Origin of the sequence: Granulicella mallensis, assembly GCF_014203225.1 — a bacterium.
GTDB lineage: Bacteria > Acidobacteriota > Terriglobia > Terriglobales > Acidobacteriaceae > Granulicella > Granulicella mallensis_A.
Map to the genome: position 1 here is coordinate 1 of NZ_JACHIO010000001.1, position 18,947 is coordinate 18,947.

17 protein-coding genes are annotated in these 18,947 nt (G+C 60.2%); 13 read left to right on the plus strand and 4 right to left on the minus strand.

What is annotated here, in order from left to right:
• Positions 1–245 precede the first annotated feature (245 nt).
• The 7 genes from HDF15_RS00005 (at position 246) to HDF15_RS00040 (ending at position 5,591) form a co-directional block, all read left to right on the plus strand.
• Entirely contained in the window at positions 246–1,025 is a 780-nt protein-coding gene (locus HDF15_RS00005; protein WP_184252236.1) for an SDR family NAD(P)-dependent oxidoreductase, read from the plus strand.
• A 312-nt stretch (positions 1,026–1,337) separates the two neighbouring features.
• Positions 1,338–2,189 (plus strand): SDR family oxidoreductase, encoded by an 852-nt coding sequence (locus tag HDF15_RS00015; protein ID WP_184252238.1) that lies wholly within the window; start codon positions 1,338–1,340, stop codon positions 2,187–2,189.
• A 43-nt stretch (positions 2,190–2,232) separates the two neighbouring features.
• The gene (locus HDF15_RS00020; protein ID WP_184252239.1) at positions 2,233–2,859 is read left to right on the plus strand and encodes a GtrA family protein; all 627 of its coding nucleotides are present in this window, start codon (positions 2,233–2,235) and stop codon (positions 2,857–2,859) included.
• Between the two features lie 71 nt (positions 2,860–2,930).
• A complete protein-coding gene (locus tag HDF15_RS00025; RefSeq protein ID WP_184252240.1) occupies positions 2,931–3,968 on the plus strand; it encodes a glycosyltransferase family 2 protein in 1,038 nt (345 codons plus the stop codon).
• 146 nt (positions 3,969–4,114) lie between these two features.
• A complete protein-coding gene (locus HDF15_RS00030) occupies positions 4,115–4,726 on the plus strand; it encodes a D-sedoheptulose 7-phosphate isomerase (protein ID WP_184252241.1) in 612 nt (203 codons plus the stop codon).
• A 2-nt stretch (positions 4,727–4,728) separates the two neighbouring features.
• Positions 4,729–5,013: an ankyrin repeat domain-containing protein gene (locus tag HDF15_RS00035; RefSeq protein WP_184252242.1), complete on the plus strand. Its 285-nt coding sequence runs from the start codon at positions 4,729–4,731 to the stop codon at positions 5,011–5,013.
• 155 nt (positions 5,014–5,168) lie between these two features.
• Positions 5,169–5,591, plus strand: coding sequence for a peptidase inhibitor family I36 protein (locus HDF15_RS00040; RefSeq protein ID WP_184252243.1), 423 nt, complete (start codon positions 5,169–5,171; stop codon positions 5,589–5,591).
• 57 nt (positions 5,592–5,648) lie between these two features.
• Here the strand turns inward: HDF15_RS00040 and HDF15_RS00045 are convergent, their stop codons facing one another.
• Complete coding sequence (locus HDF15_RS00045) at positions 5,649–6,986, minus strand: MFS transporter (RefSeq protein ID WP_184252244.1); 1,338 nt, start codon at positions 6,984–6,986, stop codon at positions 5,649–5,651.
• Positions 6,987–7,081: 95 nt separating this feature from the next.
• Here HDF15_RS00045 and HDF15_RS00050 point away from each other — a divergent pair, with 95 nt between their 5' ends.
• The gene (locus HDF15_RS00050) at positions 7,082–8,137 is read left to right on the plus strand and encodes an NAD(P)-dependent oxidoreductase (protein WP_184252245.1); all 1,056 of its coding nucleotides are present in this window, start codon (positions 7,082–7,084) and stop codon (positions 8,135–8,137) included.
• A 369-nt stretch (positions 8,138–8,506) separates the two neighbouring features.
• Here HDF15_RS00050 and rfbH read toward each other — a convergent pair whose 3' ends face one another.
• Positions 8,507–9,844 carry a lipopolysaccharide biosynthesis protein RfbH gene (gene rfbH, locus HDF15_RS00055; RefSeq protein ID WP_184252246.1) on the minus strand — a complete coding sequence of 446 codons (1,338 nt, stop codon included), beginning with the start codon at positions 9,842–9,844 and terminating at the stop codon, positions 8,507–8,509.
• A gap of 243 nt (positions 9,845–10,087) precedes the next feature.
• Here rfbH and rfbF point away from each other — a divergent pair, with 243 nt between their 5' ends.
• Both rfbF and rfbG read left to right on the plus strand, forming a co-directional pair.
• Positions 10,088–10,858: a glucose-1-phosphate cytidylyltransferase gene (gene rfbF / locus HDF15_RS00060; protein ID WP_184252247.1), complete on the plus strand. Its 771-nt coding sequence runs from the start codon at positions 10,088–10,090 to the stop codon at positions 10,856–10,858.
• A gap of 55 nt (positions 10,859–10,913) precedes the next feature.
• Positions 10,914–12,029, plus strand: a complete 1,116-nt coding sequence (gene rfbG / locus HDF15_RS00065; RefSeq protein ID WP_184252248.1) for a CDP-glucose 4,6-dehydratase — start codon at positions 10,914–10,916, stop codon at positions 12,027–12,029.
• Positions 12,030–12,131: 102 nt separating this feature from the next.
• Here the strand turns inward: rfbG and glgX are convergent, their stop codons facing one another.
• On the minus strand, positions 12,132–14,294 hold the full coding sequence (glgX, locus tag HDF15_RS00070; RefSeq protein WP_184252249.1) for a glycogen debranching protein GlgX: 2,163 nt from the start codon (positions 14,292–14,294) through the stop codon (positions 12,132–12,134).
• A gap of 533 nt (positions 14,295–14,827) precedes the next feature.
• Between glgX and yihA the strand changes: the two genes are divergently transcribed.
• Complete coding sequence (gene yihA, locus HDF15_RS00075) at positions 14,828–15,442, plus strand: ribosome biogenesis GTP-binding protein YihA/YsxC (protein WP_184252250.1); 615 nt, start codon at positions 14,828–14,830, stop codon at positions 15,440–15,442.
• Between the two features lie 196 nt (positions 15,443–15,638).
• Here the strand turns inward: yihA and HDF15_RS00080 are convergent, their stop codons facing one another.
• On the minus strand, positions 15,639–16,979 hold the full coding sequence (locus HDF15_RS00080) for an inositol-3-phosphate synthase (RefSeq protein WP_184252251.1): 1,341 nt from the start codon (positions 16,977–16,979) through the stop codon (positions 15,639–15,641).
• Positions 16,980–17,150: 171 nt separating this feature from the next.
• On the opposite strand from HDF15_RS00080, the gene HDF15_RS00085 reads away from it, so the two are divergent.
• Together HDF15_RS00085 and HDF15_RS00090 are read left to right on the plus strand one after the other, a co-directional pair.
• A complete protein-coding gene (locus tag HDF15_RS00085) occupies positions 17,151–18,203 on the plus strand; it encodes a hypothetical protein (protein WP_184252252.1) in 1,053 nt (350 codons plus the stop codon).
• Positions 18,152–18,817: a YkgJ family cysteine cluster protein gene (locus HDF15_RS00090; RefSeq protein WP_260330736.1), complete on the plus strand. Its 666-nt coding sequence runs from the start codon at positions 18,152–18,154 to the stop codon at positions 18,815–18,817. Before HDF15_RS00085 ends, HDF15_RS00090 begins: the two co-directional genes overlap by 52 nt.
• Positions 18,818–18,947: the final 130 nt, after the last annotated feature.

The following is an 18,947-nucleotide window of genomic DNA, read 5'->3' on the forward strand; positions in this document are numbered from 1 at the left end:
TCGCTGGCCTCAGGGCATGACGGCCTCTCCGCCAAAACGTAACCCATCGTTACGCCTCACATCGCAAGATACAAGGGCATGGCTTCAGCCATGCCAATAACGCCGGGCCGAAGGCCCGTACCTCGCTGCCGCAGGCCGGAGTGAAGGCGTAGCCGCAACGACTGAATTGCCTTCCTTCGTGCACCCCAGACAACACAGGGACAACCAGAGACACATTCGCAGCTCCATCGTTCTAAACTACCCGCATGGATCTTCGTCTCGACAATCAGGTCGTCTTCGTCGCCGGCTCCTCCCGTGGAATCGGCCGTGCCATCGCTGCCGCGCTGCTCGAGGAAGGTGCGCGTGTCGTGCTCACGGGGCGCGACGAGACTTCGCTGCGCAGTACTCAGATCGAACTCACTACACCGATCAACCAGGACCGCATCCTCGCCATTCGCGGCGACTTCGCCGATGCCGCCACGATCTCCCGCGCGCTGGAGCGCACCGTCCATCACTTCGGCCGCATCGACCACCTCATCGCCAACCTCGGCACCGGCAGCGGCAAGCCCGGATGGGACCAGCCCGAGGAAGAGTGGGAGCGCCTCTTCGAGCTGAACTTCTTCGCCTCGACGCGCCTGACCCAGGCCGTCCTTCCCGACCTGCTCTCCAACCCCAACGGCGGCAGCATACTCTACATCTCGTCCATCGTGGCCATCGAGGCCACACCCGCCCCTCTGCCCTACTCCGCCGCCAAAGCCGCGCTGGTGAACTACTCCAAGAACCTCGCGCGCCAGCTAGGCTCGAAGAAGATCAGGGTCAACACCATCGCTCCCGGCAACATCTACTTCCCCGGCGGCTCGTGGGAGCGCCACCTGAATACCCGCCGCGAGTCCGTCGAGGCCATGCTGCACAACGAAGTCCCCCAGCAGCGTTTTGGCACTCCGGAAGAGATTGCCTCCCTGGCTGTCTACCTCTGCTCGCCGCAGGCAGCCTTCGCCACCGGGTCCTGCTACGTCATGGACGGCGGCCAGACACGCAGTCTTTAACAACCGGCCACGGGTACAAGCCCCAAAGGGGCGACCTATCCCAGCCCAGGGTGGAGGCGGCTGGCGAGCGTTCTTTGCTCGCCGTGTCGCCGGAACCCTGGGTTACGACCCCAGAGAAGGTAGAGCCCTGGAGGGGCGATCCATCGCGGCTGCACGATAGGTCGCGCTTACAGCGCTCAACTTTCTTTGACCACATAACCCAGGGTGGGATAGGTCGCCCCTTCGGGGCTCTGACCCGTGGCCGCGCAAGCATTTCCTCTTCATATCGTGACTCCTCTACTACCGACCACCTGCGATACTAGACACACCACTATGACGACCGTCCCCAACCGCGCACAGACCCTCTTCGATCTCACCGGCCGCGTCGCCATCATCACCGGCGGAGCAGGCTTACTGGGCTATCACCACGGAGCGATTCTCTCCGCTGCCGGCGCCCACGTCGTACTGCTCGACCTCGCAGGCGCCAACCCTGCACTGCGCGCCGAGCAGCTCACCCTGGCCCACGGCCCCGAGTGCCTCGGTCTCGCCGCGGACATCACCTCGGAGGCCTCGCTCGAAGAGGCCCGCGACGCCATCCTCGCCAAGTTCGGCCGCATCGACATCCTCATCAACAACGCCGCCAACAATCCGAAGGTTGAATCCCATCCCCACGCCGAGCCAAAGCAGTGGTCGCGCCTGGAGAACTTCCCGCTCAAGATCTGGAACGACGACATCGCCGTCGGCCTCACCGGAGCCTTCCTCTGCTCGCGCATCTTCGGCCAGGAGATGGTGAAGCGCAACACCGGTGTCATCCTCAACGTCGCCAGCGACCTCGGCGTCATCGCGCCCGACCAGCGTCTCTATCGCAAAGAAGGTCTCCCCGAAGATCAGCAGCCCGTAAAGCCGGTGACCTATTCGGTCGTAAAGACCGCCTTGATCGGACTCACACGCTATCTCTCCACCTATTGGACCGCGCACAACATCCGGGTGAACGCGATCTCCCCCGGCGGCGTCTTCGCCGATCAGCCCGACGAGTTCACCACCAAGCTCCACCAGCTCATCCCCATGGGACGCATGGCCCACAAGGACGAGTACCAGGGCGCTGTCCTCTTCCTCTGCTCGGACGCCAGCTCCTACATGACGGGCCAGAACCTCATCGTCGATGGCGGCCGCAGCGTCCTATAACCTGCTTCAGGGGCAAGGCCCTCAACCCACAGGAGAGCTCCTATTGAACCCCGAAACCACTCAGTCCCGCGAGCCCCTGCCCGTCGTCGGAGTTCCGGCGATTCCGGAAGTCGACGCACCGCAGAAGCGTGGTTTCGCCAGCCTCTTTCCCGGCGGCCAGTTCGTGCGCTATCTCTGTGTCGGCGTCTTCAACTCAGTGTTCGGATACACCACCTCGGTCGTAGCGCTGACCCTGTTAAACCTGTTTCACCCGGAACAGCTTCTTTCTCTGAAGGCCGTGTTGGCCTCGATCATCTCAACTCCGCTCAACATCACTGTCGCCTACTTCGGCTACAAGTTCTTCGTCTTCCGCACAAAGGGCAACTATCTGAGCGAGTGGCTCAAGTGCTTCGCCGTCTACGGCACCAGCATGATTCCAGGCCTGATCGCACTGGCGGCGATCACGCGTCTCCTGCAGTCCGTCATCCATCGCCATGCGGTCTCACTTCACTCCTTCCTGAGCGCTGTCGAAAGCCATCTCGGAGGCAAACCGCTGGCACTCCTGCAGCACGTCGCCACCGGCAGGGCCATGGCCGGCTACCTCGCCATCGCGATCGTCATGGGCTTCACCACGATCTACAGCTTCATCGGGCACAAGAAGGTGACCTTCAAGGTCAAACCCGCCGCCTAGTTTCTGTCCCACGCGGACGACAATTTTCGCATCAGATAAACTTGACCCAACCCTTCAGGAGTCTTATCTCAGTGAGCCAAAAGACCATCACCATCATGACGCCCTGCTACAACGAGGAAGAAAACGTCCTCAACGTCTACAACCAGGTGCGCGAGGTCATGGTCGGCATCGGCAAGTACGAGTACGAGCATCTCTTCATCGACAACTCGTCGCAGGACAACACCGTCGCCATCCTGAAGATGATCGCCGCCGATGACCCCAACGTCAAAATCATCGTGAACTCGCGCAACTTCGGCCACATCCGTTCGCCGATCCACGCGCTCTTTCAGTCCCGCGGCGACTGCGTGATCTCCATCGTAGCCGACCTGCAAGACCCGCCGCCGATGATCGCCGACATGATTCGCGAGTGGGAGAACGGCGCGTACTGCGTGCTCGGCATCAAGCGCACCAGCGAGGAAAACTCGCTGATGTTCTGGCTGCGCAAACAGTACTACAGGCTCGCCGAGCGCCTCAGCTCCATCGAGACCATCCAGAACTACACCGGCTTCGGCCTCTACGACCGCAAGGTAGTGGAGCTGGTGCGCTCCTTCGACGACCCGTACCCTTACTTTCGCGGCATGATCGCCGAGATCGGCCTGCCCACCGTCAAGCTGCTCTACGACCAGCCCGCCCGCAAGTTCGGCATCACCAAGAACAACTGGTACACGCTGTACGACATCGGCATGCTGGGCATCATCAACCACTCGAAGGTGCCATTGCGCCTGGCTACCTTTGCGGGTTTCCTCGGTGCGGGGCTCAGCTTCGTCATCGCCCTCGGCTACTTGCTCGCCAAGCTGCTCTTCTGGTCGACCTTCACAGTCGGCGTCGCACCCATGATCATCGGCCTCTTCTTCATCCAGTCGCTGATGCTGGTCTTCCTCGGCATCATGGGTGAGTACGTCGGTGCGATCTACACACAGCTACAGCATCGCCCCTACGCCGTCGAGCTCGAACGACTCAACTTCGATTCAGGCTTCGGCTATCCCAAGCCCAACCCCGTAGCGTTGAACGGCATCACCTCCGGCAACCCACTCGTCGCGGCAACCGCCAACGTCCCATCGCCGTCTTAATCCTTTGACGTTGCTTTTCTAGTTGTCATTCCCGCAGGGAATCTGCTTCTGCATTTGTCTCTGCTGTTGCCTTTCTAGTTGTCATTCCGAGCATCGCGAGGAACCTGCTTCCTCCCGTTCTTCGCCAGCCCCACCCCAGGAGTCCCATGCAAGATCTCATCCGCAAACAACTCGCCCAGTCCATCGAGACCATGACTAAAGTCCTAAACGACGAGGCTATCCACACCGCCGTCGTCGAAGCCGGCCGCATCACCGCCGAAGCTATGAAGTCAGGCAAGAAGCTAATGGTCTGCGGCAACGGTGGCTCCGCCGCCGACTCCCAGCACCTGGTCGCCGAGTTCGTCTCACGCCTCACCATCGACCGCCCTGCCCTGCGCGCAGTCGCCCTCACCACCGACTCGAGCATCCTCACCGCCATCGGCAACGACTACAGCTACGACAACGTCTTCGAGCGCCAGGTAGAAGCCCTGGGCCTCGAAGGAGACGTGCTGCTCGCGATCTCCACCAGCGGCAACTCGAAGAATTGCGTCAAGGCCCTGAAGCTCGCGAAGAAGCTGGGCATCCACACCGTCGCCTACACCGGCAACAAGGGTGGAGCGATGGCAGAGCTCGCCGACATCAACGTCATCATCCCCTCGGACGTGACAATGAACATCCAGGAGTCGCACCTCGCGCTCGAACACATCTACTGCATGGTGGTGGAGCGCTATTACTTCGGCGCAAACTTCGGCAAGAAGCCGCAGCAGTTGGCGGAATAATCATGCCCCTTTCCTATCGCGCAGCCCAAACCGTGATCAAGCGTGGCGACGAAGAAGCCCTTCGCACCGCGCTCGATCAGCACCTCGACCCCAACCTCACCAACCAGAACGGCTGGTCGCTCCTCATGCTCGCCGCTGTAGAAGGCTCCGTCCCGCTGGGCCAGCTCCTCATCGAAAAGGGTGCAAACCTCGTCGCCCTCAACGGCAAGGGCGATACCCCGCTCAGCATCGCTACCCAAAAAGGCCACACCGCTTTCGTCGAGCTTCTCCACGGGCACGGAGCCTAAGGACCTTACGCGAACCATAGAAATACAGCCCAAACCAGGTTTTGAGTGGTACCTTTCCTGAGACGATATTCACGCTATACGAGAGCGTCTATCCTTCGCCGCTCTTCCATATCGTGAATCGTCGCTTCTGAACTCAATAATCTGGAGAGTCTGTCATGAAGCCTATCGTTCTCGCATTCGCTGCTCTCATCGTCCTCGGCGCATCCGGCGTGGCCAAAGCGCAGTACCCACAACCCCAAAACCGCCCATGGAACTATAACGGCCAGCCTGGCACCTATCGTCCCGAGTGGGACCGCTACCCCACGCCTGACCGTGGAGCCTGCTTCTTTACCGATGCAAACTTCCGTGGCCGTCGCTTCTGCGTTCGCGCCGGCGACCGTCTGCCATTTCTCCCGGGGGGCTATGGTCACAGCATCTCGTCCATCCGGACCTTTGGGCGCGTTCGCGTAACTGCCTTCGCAGCCCGCAACTTTAGCGGCCCAAGCGTCAACTTTGGCACCGTTCCCGATTTGGGATACACCAGCAACGGCCCCTTTCGCGGCTGGAACGACCGCATCTCATCCGTCGTCGTACGCTAACGGCTGTCAACCTTACAAAGAGACGCGCCACCATGGCGCGTCTCTTTGCGTTTACTACTACGTTCCTACACCCTCTTCCAGATTAGATTCACGATCACTCAGCAATCCCATCTCCCGGTAGATCGGCCGCATAATCTTCCGCACCGCCGGCAGCTCGACCGTGAACCAAGCCGCCCCCAACACGCAGCACGCCCCGGTCAGGATCACCGTATGCGGCGCTCCATATCGATGCGCCAATCCGCCCGCCAGCAGGCTGCCGAACGGCGACATCCCCACAAACGCCATCGTGTAGTAACTCATCACGCGCCCGCGCTTGTCCTCCGGCACCAGCGTCTGGATCACCGTATTGCTCGCCGCCAGTCCCTGCATCATGCCAAAGCCGACGAACAGCATTAGCAGCAGCGAAAGCCACAACACATGCGACAGCCCAAACAGGATCAATCCTCCGCCGAACATCGCAGCGGCAATCTGGATCATCCGCGTCAGACCCACCACGCTCTTGCGCATCGCCAGCGATATCGCCGAGACCAGCGCGCCGATACCCGAAGCCCCCGTCAGGAACCCCAGCGTGTGCGGACCGCCATGCAGCACTTGGCCCGCAAAGATCGGCAGCAGCACCATGAACGGCCAGCCCATCAGGCTCAGCAGAGCGAACAACAGCAGGATCGTGCGGATCGGCCGAAAGGTACTCACATACGACCAGCCCTCCTGCAACTGTTCCAGCATCGACGTCGTCGCGCGGCGCATGGCCAGCGGCTTCACCCGCATTGCCAGCAGTGAGGCTATGACCGCGAAGTAGCTCACGCCATCAATCAGGAAGCACCAGCCCTCGCCCACCGCACCGATCACAATGCCCGCCAGCGCCGGTCCTATCAGCCGAGCCAGGTTCACGATGGACGAGTTCAGCGCAATCGCATTGCTGAGGTCCTTCTTGTCCTCGACCATCTGCACGGTAAACGCCTGCCGCCCCGGCATATCAAACGCATTGATAAGTCCCTGCAACGCGCTGAGGGCAATAATCTCGTTGATCGTAATGATCTTCGCCAGCGTCAACGCGGCCATCGCCAGCGACTGTACTGCCGCGAGCACCTGCGTCCATACCAGCAGCTTGCGCCGGTCGAGCCGCTCCACGATCACGCCCGCCACCGGAGCCAGCACAAACGCCAGGATCTGCCCCGCAAATCCGACAACTCCCAGCAGCAGCGCCGACTTCGTCAGCCGATAGACCAGCCAGCTCGTCGCCACCCGCGTCATCCAGGTGCCAATCAGCGAGATGCTCTGCCCCGCGAAGTAGAGCTTGAAGTTGCGGTGCCGCAACGCCCGCCACGCATGCGAGAAGCGCCCGCGCGACTCGACACCCGATAGTTGATCCGTGGAGGCTATTTTCTGATTCATGGTCTTCGGATGAGACGCGCGACAGACCGCCATAGACTCATCAATGAATCGTGTGAATTGCACTCTCACAATCTCACAAGAGGCATACTGGAAAGATGGCACCTCGCCCCCTGCCCGCCGAAGACCTCGCCCACATCCTCAAGCATGCGCGCGAATCGTTTACCGCACTGCAGGACGCCCGCCTCTTCATCACCGGCTGCACTGGCTTCTTCGGGCACTGGCTGCTGGAGTCGCTGCTCCATGCCAATCGTGAGCTTTCCTTGAACGTCCGCGCGACGGTCCTCACCCGCAACGCCGCCTCCTTCCAGAGCAAAGCGCCGCACATTGCAAATGCCCCAGCGATCACCCTCCTCGAAGGTGATATCCGCACCTTTCCCTTCCCCACCGAACCGCACACGCACATTCTGCACGCCGCGACGGATTCCGGCGGCCAACAAGCCGCTCGTCCCGCCTACGAACTCGCCGAGTCCATCCTCGAAGGCACCCGCCGCGTCCTCCAGTTCGCACGGGAGACCGGGGCTACCCGCCTGCTCTACACCAGCACAGGCGCGGTCTACGGCCGCTCTACAACGCTGCAACACACGCCTGAGACCTACACCGGCGCACCCGACCCTCTACTGCTGCAAAGCTCCTACGACGAAGCCAAGCGCATGGCCGAGCACCTCTGCGTGGCCTACTCGCACGGAACCGACCTCCAGGCAGTCATCGCCCGCTGCTTCGCCTTCGTCGGCCCGCACCTTCCTCTCGATCAGCACTTCGCCATCGGCAACTTCCTCGGAGCGGCCATCGCCGGCACGCCGATCCACATCAAGGGAGACGGCACACCTCGCCGCTCCTGGCTATACATGGCCGATCTCAGCCTCTGGCTCTGGACGATGCTGACGCGCGGACAAGCCAACCGCGCCTACAACGTAGGCTCCGACAAGGGCCACACCATCGCGGAAGCAGCACGTCTCACCGCGGCCCTCCTGCGGCCCGGCCTGCCCCTCCAGATCGACGGCACACCCAACCCCGCCGCCCCGCTCAACAGCTACGTCCCCAGCATCGAACGCGCCCGCGACGAACTCGGGCTGAAGGTCACCATCCCGCTGGACGAAGCGCTGCGACGCACCGCCGCCTGGCATGGATACGCAGTCAAAGGCGACATCTAACTGACCTTCAACCTCGTCATGCAACCGAACAGAATGCCTTTGCTCTTGCTTTTCTGGTTGTCATTCCCGTAGGGAATCTGCTTTTGCTTTCGCTTTTGTCTTTGCTTTTCTTGCTTGTCATTCCGAGCGCAGCGAGCGAACCTGCTGTCTCCCGTTCTTTGCCAAGAACTCCGAAAACGCTATGCGCTGGGATAAGAGTTGGCCTTCCAGTTCTGCCCAATATCTTTTGGGCGACCCGAGCCAAGAGCGGGAGACAGCAGGTTCGCTCACTGCGCTCGGAATGACAACCAGAAAAGCAAAGACAAAAACACCTACGGCAGAGATTGTTATCTCTGCCGTAGGTGCACCTTCACATCAAACGAACAAAACCTAAACCACCAGCAACCCGGCCTTCGCCTGCTCCACAAACTCAATCGCCGTCTTCGCAATGAAATCGAGCATCTCGTTCGTAAGCCCCGGAAAGACCCCAATCCAGAACACATGGTTCATCACGTAATCGGTATTGGTCATCTCGCCGACCACGCGATACTCCCACCCCTCATACGCAGGCTGGCGCAGCAGATTGCCCGCAAACAAAAGACGCGTGCCGATCTTCTGAGCCTCCAGAGCCTTGGTCAATTGATCGCGCTTGAAAGGAGCATCCGCCTTCACGCCGATAGGAAATCCAAACCAGCTCGGATCGCTCTTCGGCGTCGCCTCCGGCAGAACTACATACTGCTCCAGAGGCTTCAAGGCATTCTTCAGATACGCAAAGTTCGCCTTGCGCCGTTCGATGAACTCCGGCAGCTTCGCAATCTGGCTGACACCCAGCGCGGCTTGCATATCGGTCGCCTTCAGGTTGTAGCCCACGTGCGAGTACGTGTACTTGTGGTCATACCCGCAGGGCAGCGTGCCCAACTGCCAGTCGAATCGTTTTCCACAGGTATTATCCACACCCGGTTCACACCAGCAATCACGACCCCAGTCGCGGAAGCTGTCGATCAACACCTGCAACGCGGGCTTGTCGGTCAAGACCGCTCCGCCCTCGCCCATCGTGATGTGGTGCGCCGGATAAAAGCTCACCGTGGCGATATCGCCGAACGTGCCTACCTTCTGGCCGTTGTACGTCGAACCCAGCGCGTCGCAGCAGTCTTCCACAAGCCACAGGTTGTATTTTTTGCAGAACGCAACCACCGCATCGAGATCGAACACATTGCCCAGCGTATGCGCGACCATCACCGCCTTGGTCTTCTCACTGCGCGCGTCTTCGAGCTTCGTCACATCGATCTCGTAGGTCGGCAGCGTCACGTCGATAAACACGGGCACCAGCCGGTTCTGGAAGATCGGATTCACCGTCGTCGGAAAGCCCGCAGCGACCGTAATCACCTCGTCTCCCGGCTTCAACTGCCGGTCGCCGAGCTTCGGCGAGGTCAAAGCCGACAGCGCCACCAGGTTGGCCGACGAGCCCGAGTTCACCAGCGACGCCGACCGCAGCCCAAAGAACCGCGCCAGCTTGCGCTCGAAGTCCTTGGCCCAGCGGCCTGTCGTAAACCAGCCATCGAGCGCGGAGTCCACCACGGCGCTCATATCGGCGGCATCGATCACCTTGCCTGAAACCGGAACCACCGAGCTGCCCGGCACGAAATCACGCCTGGCAAAGGCCTCGGCATGAAACTCGGCAGTAAGTTGGAGAATTTGTTGACGTAGTTGCTCAGACCGCTCACTCATAGATACTTGCAAGGATAGCAAAGCAAGAGAAACGGTTGCCTGTTGTCCGTTCTCAGAACAACGAAGATTTACGCAAATTAAAAGTCAGGACATACGCAAAATTTGCGGAGTGTCACCACCCTAGCCCCAAAGGGGCTAACAACTGACAACTGAACTCCCCGAAATACAGTCATAGCAATAGACAGCAAACTGCCCTCTCACCGCGCGATACCATAGAGGGAGCCTCACAAAGGACGCAAACACATGAAAGCAGTCATTCTTGCCGGCGGCCTCGGTACTCGCATCTCTGAAGAGACCAGCCTCCGTCCCAAGCCGATGGTGGAAATCGGCGGACGTCCCATCCTCTGGCACATCCTCAAGATCTATTCGCAGTACGGCATTAACGACTTCATCATCTGTTGCGGCTACAAGGGCTACATCATCAAGGAGTTCTTCGCGAACTACTTCCTGCACACCTCCGACGTCACCTTCGACATGAAGGAGAACAAGATGATCGTGCATAACACCGACGCCGAGCCCTGGCGTGTCACCCTCGTGGACACCGGCGAAAACACCGGCACCGGCGGACGCCTGCACCGTGTCGCAAAGTATCTCGAAGGCGAAGAGGCCTTCTGCATGACCTACGGCGACGGCGTGGCCGACGTAGACATTCCCGCCTCCATCGCCTTCCACAAGAAGCACGGCAAGAAGGTCACGCTTACCAGCGTGCAGCCAGTAGCCCGCTTCGGAGCCCTCGGACTCAAGGACACGCAGATCTACTCCTTCCAGGAGAAGCCGCAGGACGAAGGCGGCTGGATCAACGGCGGCTTCTTCGTACTCTCTCCCGAGGCCATCGAGGCCGTCACCGACGATGCGCAGATGTTCGAACGCGAGCCCATCGAGAAGCTCGTCGCAGAGGGCGAAGTCCACGCCTTCTTCCATCACGGCTTCTGGCAGGCCATGGATACGCTGCGCGACAAACATCAACTCGAAGATCTCTGGAGCAAAGGCAAGGCTCCCTGGAAGATCTGGTAATCGCGCCACAAGCCATACTGTAACCATCGGGCTTTGGCCCTTGAGGGAACGACCTTTGAGCTCGACGCAAAACGCAACGCCAACGTCCACGGCCCGGCCTAATCTCTGGCAAGGCAAGCGCGTCTTCCTCACCGGCCACACCGGCTTCAAAGGCGGATGGCTGGCCCTCTGGCTCGCCTCTAAAGGCGCCATCGTGCGCGGCTACGCGCTCGATCCCAGCACCGAACCCAACCTCTTCACGGCGGCCAAAATCGGCAGCGTGATCGAAGACATTCGCGGCGACATTCGCGATTCGTCGAAGCTCGAGCCGGCCCTGCGCGACTTCGCTCCCGAGGTCGTCTTCCATCTCGCCGCGCAGCCGCTCGTGCGCTACAGCTACGAAGACCCCATCGGCACCTACGAGACCAATGTCATCGGCACGGCACGCGTGCTCGATACCGTACGCCGCACACCCAGCGTTCGCGCCGTCGTCAGCGTCACCACCGACAAGTGCTACGAAAACAAGGAGTGGCTCTGGGGCTATCGCGAGACCGATCCCCTCGGCGGCTACGACCCCTACTCCAGCTCCAAGGCCTGCGCCGAGATCGTCTCCGCGGCCTATCGCCAGAGCTACTTCCCCGTCAGCAAACTTGCCGAGCACCAGTGCGCCCTCGCCACCGGTCGCGCCGGCAACGTCATCGGCGGAGGCGACTGGTCGCTCGACCGCCTCATCCCCGATCTCGTTCGCGGCTTCCTCGTCGGCGAGCCTGTACTCATCCGCCGTCCGCACGCAATCCGTCCGTGGCAGCACGTGCTGGAGCCCCTGCTGGGCTACATCCTGCTCGCCGAGCACCTGCTGACCCACGATCCCCGCTACGCCACCGCGTTCAACTTCGGCCCCTCCGACGACGACGCGCAGGAGGTCGGCTGGATCGTCGAGCGCATGACACAGTTCTGGGGCGGCAACGCCAGCTGGAAGCTCGACGAAGACCCCGGTGTCCACGAGGCCGGTTACCTGAAGCTCGACGCCAGCCGCGCCCGCGCGGAGCTCGCCTGGCACCCTCGCCTGCGACTCGAAACCACATTGCATTGGCTGGTCGACTGGTACAAAGCCTGGCAGTCAGGCGAAGACATGCACCGCTTCACCCTCGACCAAATCTCGGCCTACGAGAAATTGAGCCCAGCCCGCTAATCCTGCGGCTCACACCTTCAAAACAATCGGCAGCGAGATCCGAGCCGCGAGCAACGAGACTCGCAACTCGAATCTCGCTACTCGCAACTGAACGCACAAACCTTACAGCGTCTTTGCCGGCCGATGCTTCTCCGCCTGACCCACATGCTCGCCGCAATCGCTATAGACTCGCACCGCACGCCCACCAACGATCACCTTCTCCGCAACCTCGGCCTCACTAAAGGGATCGTCGATATTCTCCGTATCGAGCACCTGCTTCCACGGAACCCCATTCGGTGGCTCCGGCAGCATATACTCCACTCCCTGGTCCGCGGCATTCACGATGATCAAAAAGCTATCGTCGAAGACCTGATGGCCATCTTCATCCATCACACCCAGCGTCTTGCCGTTGAGCATCACAGCCAGCGACCTGTTCCAGCCCTCACCCCATGTCTCGTCTGAAAGCTCGTTTCCATCCGTGCCATACCAGGCGACATCCCGCACCACCGAGCCGCGAATCTGGCGGTCCTGAAAGAACCTGCGCCGATGCAGGTTCGGATGCTCCTTGCGCAGAGCGATGAGCTTTGCCGTGAACTCCAGCAGACGCTTTCTCGAATCATCCAACTTCCAGTCGTACCAGGTCAGTTCATTGTCCTGGCAGTAGCAGTTGTTATTGCCGCGCTGCGAACGAGAGAACTCGTCACCGCCCGCAAGCATGGGCACGCCCTGGCTGAGCATCAACGTCGCCAGGAAGTTTCTCGTCTGGCGCTCGCGAAGATTGTTGATGTTCGCATCGTCGGTCGGCCCTTCCGCGCCCATGTTCCAGCTATCGTTATCGTTCGCACCGTCCTGGTTGTTATCGCCGTTGGCCTCGTTGTGCTTCTCGTTGTAGCTGACCAGGTCGCATAGCGTGAAGCCATCGTGCGCCGTGATGAAGTTGATCGAAGCCGCCGGAGTACGGCCGTCTCCCTGGTACAAATCGCTGGACCCTGTAAAGCGATACGCGAACTCCGAGAGCTGTCCGCTATCGCCCTTCCAGAAGCGTCGCACGGTGTCGCGATACTTGCCGTTCCACTCGCCCCACAACACCGGGAAGTTGCCCACCTGGTAGCCGCCATCGCCAACGTCCCACGGCTCGGCGATCAGCTTCACATCGGCCAGCGTCGGATCCTGGTGGATCGTATCGAAGAACGCGCCGAGCTTGTTCACATCGTGCAGCTCGCGCGCCAAAGTGGAGGCCAGATCGAAGCGGAAGCCGTCGACGTGCATCTCCGACACCCAGTAGCGCAGGCTGTCCATGATCAGCTTCAACACCTGGGGATTATAGGCATTGAGCGTATTGCCCGTGCCGGTGTAGTCCATGTAATAGCGCGGATTGTCCTGCAGGGTGCGATAGTACGTCGTGTTGTCGACGCCCTTCATCGAAAGCATTGGGCCCTTCTCGTTGCCTTCGCACGTGTGGTTGTAAACCACGTCAAGAATGACCTCGATGCCCTCCTGGTGCAGCCGCTTCACCATCTGCTTGAACTCGAGTACCTGTTCGCCGTCGTCGCCGCTGGAGCTGTAGCGCGACATCGGCGCGAAATAGCCCAGCGTGTTGTAGCCCCAGTAATCGCGCAGGCCCTTATCGATCAGGTCGCCCTCATCGATGAAGTGATGCACCGGCAGCAACTCAACAGCGGTAATCCCCAGCTTCTTCAAGTACCCGATACTCGCATCGTGCGCGAGGCCGGCATACGTGCCGCGCAGATTCTCCGGCACCTCGGGATTGTTCTTCGAAAAACCCCGGACATGCATCTCGTAGATGATCGAATCGGCGATCGGCGTCTGCGGAGGACAATCGCTACCCCAGTCGAACGTACTGTCGATCACGATGCTCTTGGGCACGCCGTCCGCACTGTCCTTGCCGCACTTCTTCGTATCGTCCCCAGACTCGATATCGTAAGGAAAGATGGGGGCTTTCCAGTCCACCTCGCCTGCGAGTGCCTTGGCATAGGGATCGACGAGCAGCTTGGAGGCGTTGAAGCGCAGCCCCTTTTCCGGCTCCCAGGGGCCGTCGACGCGAAAGCCATACCGCTGCCCGGGCTTGATGTGACGAACCAGGCCATGCCAGACGAAGGCTGTCCGCTCCTTCAGGGCGATGCAATCTACCTGCTTGCCGGCTTCATCGAAGAAACATACCTTCACAGCGGTGGCATTCTCCGAGTACAGAGCAAAATTCGTTCCCTGCGGGCTGGACGTAGCGCCCAACGGATAGGGTTTTCCCGGCAACAATGTGCGTTCCATTTGTCCTCAATCTGTGTTCGAACTTGAACGTGAAGTAGTAGAGCCTTGGCCCACCGTAATCGGTAACTCTGCGCGCAACAGGCGCAACTCGCGCATAGCCGCAACTCGATAGATGCGCCGCGCAAGCCGTAAGGGTGCTCCATCAGACTAGGCCAATCGTATGAACATGAAACGGCGCGTCTCAGAATCAAAAATCAACATTGAGCATTGGCAATCAGAACCTGGCACGAAACCAAGCCCCAAAGGGGCGATATATCCCAGCCCAGGGCGAAGCCCTGGGTTTGACGCCAATAAAATGTCGAGCCCTGAAGGGGCGACCTATCGATGCCAACCACGATAGGTCGCCCTTTCAGGGCTCTGAATTCCGTGGGATACCAAAACCCAGGGCTTCACCCTGGGCTGGTATAGCGTCGCCCCTTCGGGGCTTGGTTTCGTGCCAAACTCCAACCTTAGGTCTCTCAATTTCATACGATCGCCATTTCATCGAACGGGGCAATCCCGAAACATCCACGGAAGCAGGTAAGCTCAAACTTATGCGTTTCGTTCCGAAGTTCCTTCTCTCCGCGATGAGCCCCGACCACTTCCCGGACAGCGTCCGCACCGGCGACGCCCCCGAGGTCGCCTTCCTGGGCCGCTCCAACGTCGGCAAGTCCTCGCTCATCAACAAACTGCTCGGCTCCAAGGAAGCGAAGGTCTCGTCCACACCCGGCCGCACGCGCGCCATCAACTTCTTCGCGCTCCACGACGGAACACCCCAGAAGTTTGCGGCCCGCCCCTCGCTCATCTTCGCCGATCTGCCCGGCTACGGCTACGCCAAGATCTCGAAGTCGATCTCCGCGGAGTGGCCCACCTTCATCGAACCCTACCTGAACGAGCGCGAACAGCTCTCCCTCTGCATCTGCCTGGTCGACTCCAACATCCCCCCGCAGGAGAGCGACACGATGCTGATCAACGCGCTGCAGCAGATGCAGCGACCCTACCTGGTCGTTGCCACCAAGTCCGACCGCCTCGGCGGCAACCAGCTGACGAAGTCGCTCACAGCCCTCAAAAAGGCCCACAACGTCGATCGCATCCTCCCGGTCTCCTCCAAGACCGAAGCCGGCGTAAAAACCCTCTGGCCGGAGATCACAAACCTGATTCAGGATTAGATAAACTTTTGCTTTTCTTGCTGTCATTCCCGCAGGGAATCCGCTTCCGCCTTTGCCTTTGCTCTTGCCTTTCTGGTTGTCATTCCGAGCGCAGCGAGCGAACCTGCTTCCCGCCCGCAGCGGCACAAATGCCCCGCTCAGCCACAAAACAAAAGGCCCTGCATCAGCAGGGCCTTTCATCTTCCTAAAAAACCAACTAGTCGCCGTAGTACTCCAGGCCAAGGTGCGTAATCAGATCCTCGCCCATAATGTGCCGCAGCGTGTTCTTCAGCTTCATCGACTGGATAAACAGATCGTGCTCGGGATAGACCCCAGGAGCCGTATCCGGGTCCTTGAAGTAGAAGCTCAGCCACTCCTGAATCCCAAGCCCGCGCAACGTCGGCGTGCGAGCGGCAAGATCCATAAACAGGCAAAGATCAAGCGCCAGCGGAGCCGCCAGGATCGAATCGCGGCAGAGGAAATCGACCTTGATCTGCATCGGATAACCGAGCCAGCCAAAGATGTCGATGTTATCCCAACCCTCTTTGTTATCACCACGTGGCGGATAATAGTTAATGCGAACCTTGTGGAAGATATCGCCATAGAGTTCCGGGTTCTTCTCCGGCTGGAAGATGTGCTCGAGGACCCCGAGCTTGGAGACTTCCTTGGTCTTGAAGTTGTCCGGATCGTCGAGAACCTCGCCATCGCGATTGCCGAGGATGTTCGTCGAGTACCAGCCGCTGACGCCGAGCTGGCGGGTCTTGAAGGCAGGCGCGAGGACGGTCTTGATGAACGTCTGGCCGGTCTTGAAGTCCTTGCCGCAGATCGGCGCGTTCATCTTCTTCGACAGCTCCTGCAGCGCAGGAATATCGACCGTGAGATTCGGTGCACCGTTCGCAAAAGGAATGCCTTCCTTCAGGCAGGCCCACGCATAGAGCATCGAGGGAGCAATATCCGGATCGTCTTCGACAAGACCCTTCTCGAAGGCCTCCAGCGTCATGTGGACGGGCTTGGGCTCGATATAGATCTCCGTCGAACCGCACCAGATCATCACCTGGCGATCGGTCTTCGACTTGAACTCCGCAATATCATTGCGAATCTGGTTCGCGAGGTCGCACTTGTTCTTGCCGATCTTCTGCACCTTCGGGTCGAGACGCTTGACCCAGCGCTGGTCGAACACAGCAGGCATCGGCTCGATGGATTCGAGGAAGGGCCGCATGCTCTCGAGCTGGTCGCGGTCGAGCACACCGGCGGTCTTCGCAGCGTCATACAGATTGCCGCCGAAGATATCCCAGCCGGTAAAGACGATGTCGTTCAGGTCTGCAAGGGGAGCCCAGTTCCGGATCAGCGGGGTGTTGTCATCGGTGCGCTTGCCCAGACGAATGGTACCCATCTGCGACATCGACCCGATGGGCTTGGCAAAGCCGCGGCGAACCGCTTCCACGCCGGCGATGAGAGTGGTCGCAACCGCTCCCATTCCGGGGATCATAATTCCTAGTTTTCCTTTGGCAGGCGTAATATCCGCTGCCTGTGGGCTGGCGGTGCCAGATGTTGACATGAAATGGTGTTACCTTCCGTCCGAGATGTCCGTCGTGGGAAATATTTCCTTATAGCGGCCCCGATAGTATCGCCCATGGCGGAAGCCTTAGGCAAACCTGCGTATCGCCGGTATCGTACCCGTTGTAATTCTTTGCTTCCGCCCCGTGCCGTGCCATGAGACGATGGCGGCATGGAAGCCGTCTCCACCCCCGTCACGCCCAACTCCAGAGCACGCCTGGGCTGGCTGGCCTTCGTGGTGCTCGCCTGCGCACACTTCTCCGTGCTGTACGTCTGGAGGAGCCCCCAATTCCTGAACTTGGTGCGCTACTCCCACGGAGAGGAACAGCTTCCCTACCAGGGCCGCGTCCTGATGGCCTGGGTGCTGGGCCTGACCGCCGGCAACAGCCATCTTGCTCCGCTGCTGCTCCGGCTCGCCTCCCACCTGCCACTGGAATTTCACAACCCCTATCTGGTCGTTCTCCTGTTTACAGCCTTCTTCTCGATGCTGGCCGCCATCCTGGCAGCACGAGCCAGCCTTCTACACCTCACTCATGACCATCAGTTTGCCTCCTGGGCCGCGCTCCTGACGCTCTACATGGCGTACTTCAACCTGGTTGATGTCTACGGCCTGAGCTACTCCCTGCCCTACGACGTCCCCTCCCTCGCACTCTTCAGCCTCGCAGTATGGCTGGTCTTCACGCAGCGCTACTGGCTGCTACTGCCAGTCTTCCTCGTCGGCACGCTCAACCGCGAGACCTTCTGCTTCATCACGGTCTTTCTCGTGCTCTATGCCTGGTTCGGCGCCAACACCTCCGAATCGCGGGCGGCAGCCATGCGCCGCATCGTCCCGCACGTCGTGATCCAGGCGATTGTGTGGGTCGCGCTTCGTCTCTGGCTGCATCATCACTTTCTGCAGAATGGCTTCGAAGCCGGGCAGCAAGGAGGAGGCTTCTTCGACCTCCATCTCCTGCACAACCTCAAATCTCTGCTGAACCCCTTCCAGTGGCCGCTGCTCCTCGGGCTCTTCGGATTCACCCTGCCCTTGCTGATCCACAGCTATCGCTGGATCAGCGACCGCGCGCTGGCACGCTCCGTCGCCATCCTGCTGCCGCTATGGGCCTTGGCGATGCTGCTCGTCGGCGTGGTCGTTGAAATCCGTGTCTTCGACGAACTGACCGTATTCCTCGTGCCATGCATCGGGCTGATCGTCTGGAACCGCTGGGTGCTCCCAGCCAGGCGCTAACGAATAGGAGTCCTCCCATCACCGAGCTTTTTCCCATCCTGGACGCCGCCCTTGCCGACACCACCATCCGCTCTGGGGAGTGGCTCGCCTGCAAACCCGGTTGCCATCAGTGCTGCATCGGCGTCTTCCCGATCTCGCAGCTCGACGCCGAAACGCTGCGCACAGGCCTGGCCGCCGCCGATCCTGCTGTCGCCCATCGCATCGGGATTCGCGTCGAAGCAGCGCGAAGCCGGCTCAGCCGCGACTTCCCCGGAGACCCTGCCACCGGCCTGCTCTTCACCGAACCCCATCACGAAGAGGCCTTCGACGACTTCGCGAACGAAGAGCCCTGCCCTGTGCTCGACCCAGTCACCGGCACCTGCGACCTGTACGCCTTCCGACCCGTGCAATGCCGCACCTTCGGGCCTCCTGTGCGCAATGAAGACGACGGCCTCGGCGTCTGCGAACTATGTTTCATCGACGCCCCCGCCAGCGAAGTCGCTCGTTGCGAGATGGATCAGAGCTGGCGTCCCCTGGAAGAGAAACTGAGCTCCGAAGCCGAACAACGCACCGGCCTGCAAGGACCAACAATCATCGCCTTCGCACTAGCTCAACTCTCAACTCGTAGCTCGTAACTCGTAGCTCGTAGCTCGTTAATGACGGACTGATCACCACGGAACAAGGGCCTTGGGGACACACTCTGGCAATTCGGGAATCGTACAAAATGAGATTCGGGCCAAGCTTAGCCCCGAAGGGGCTAGAACC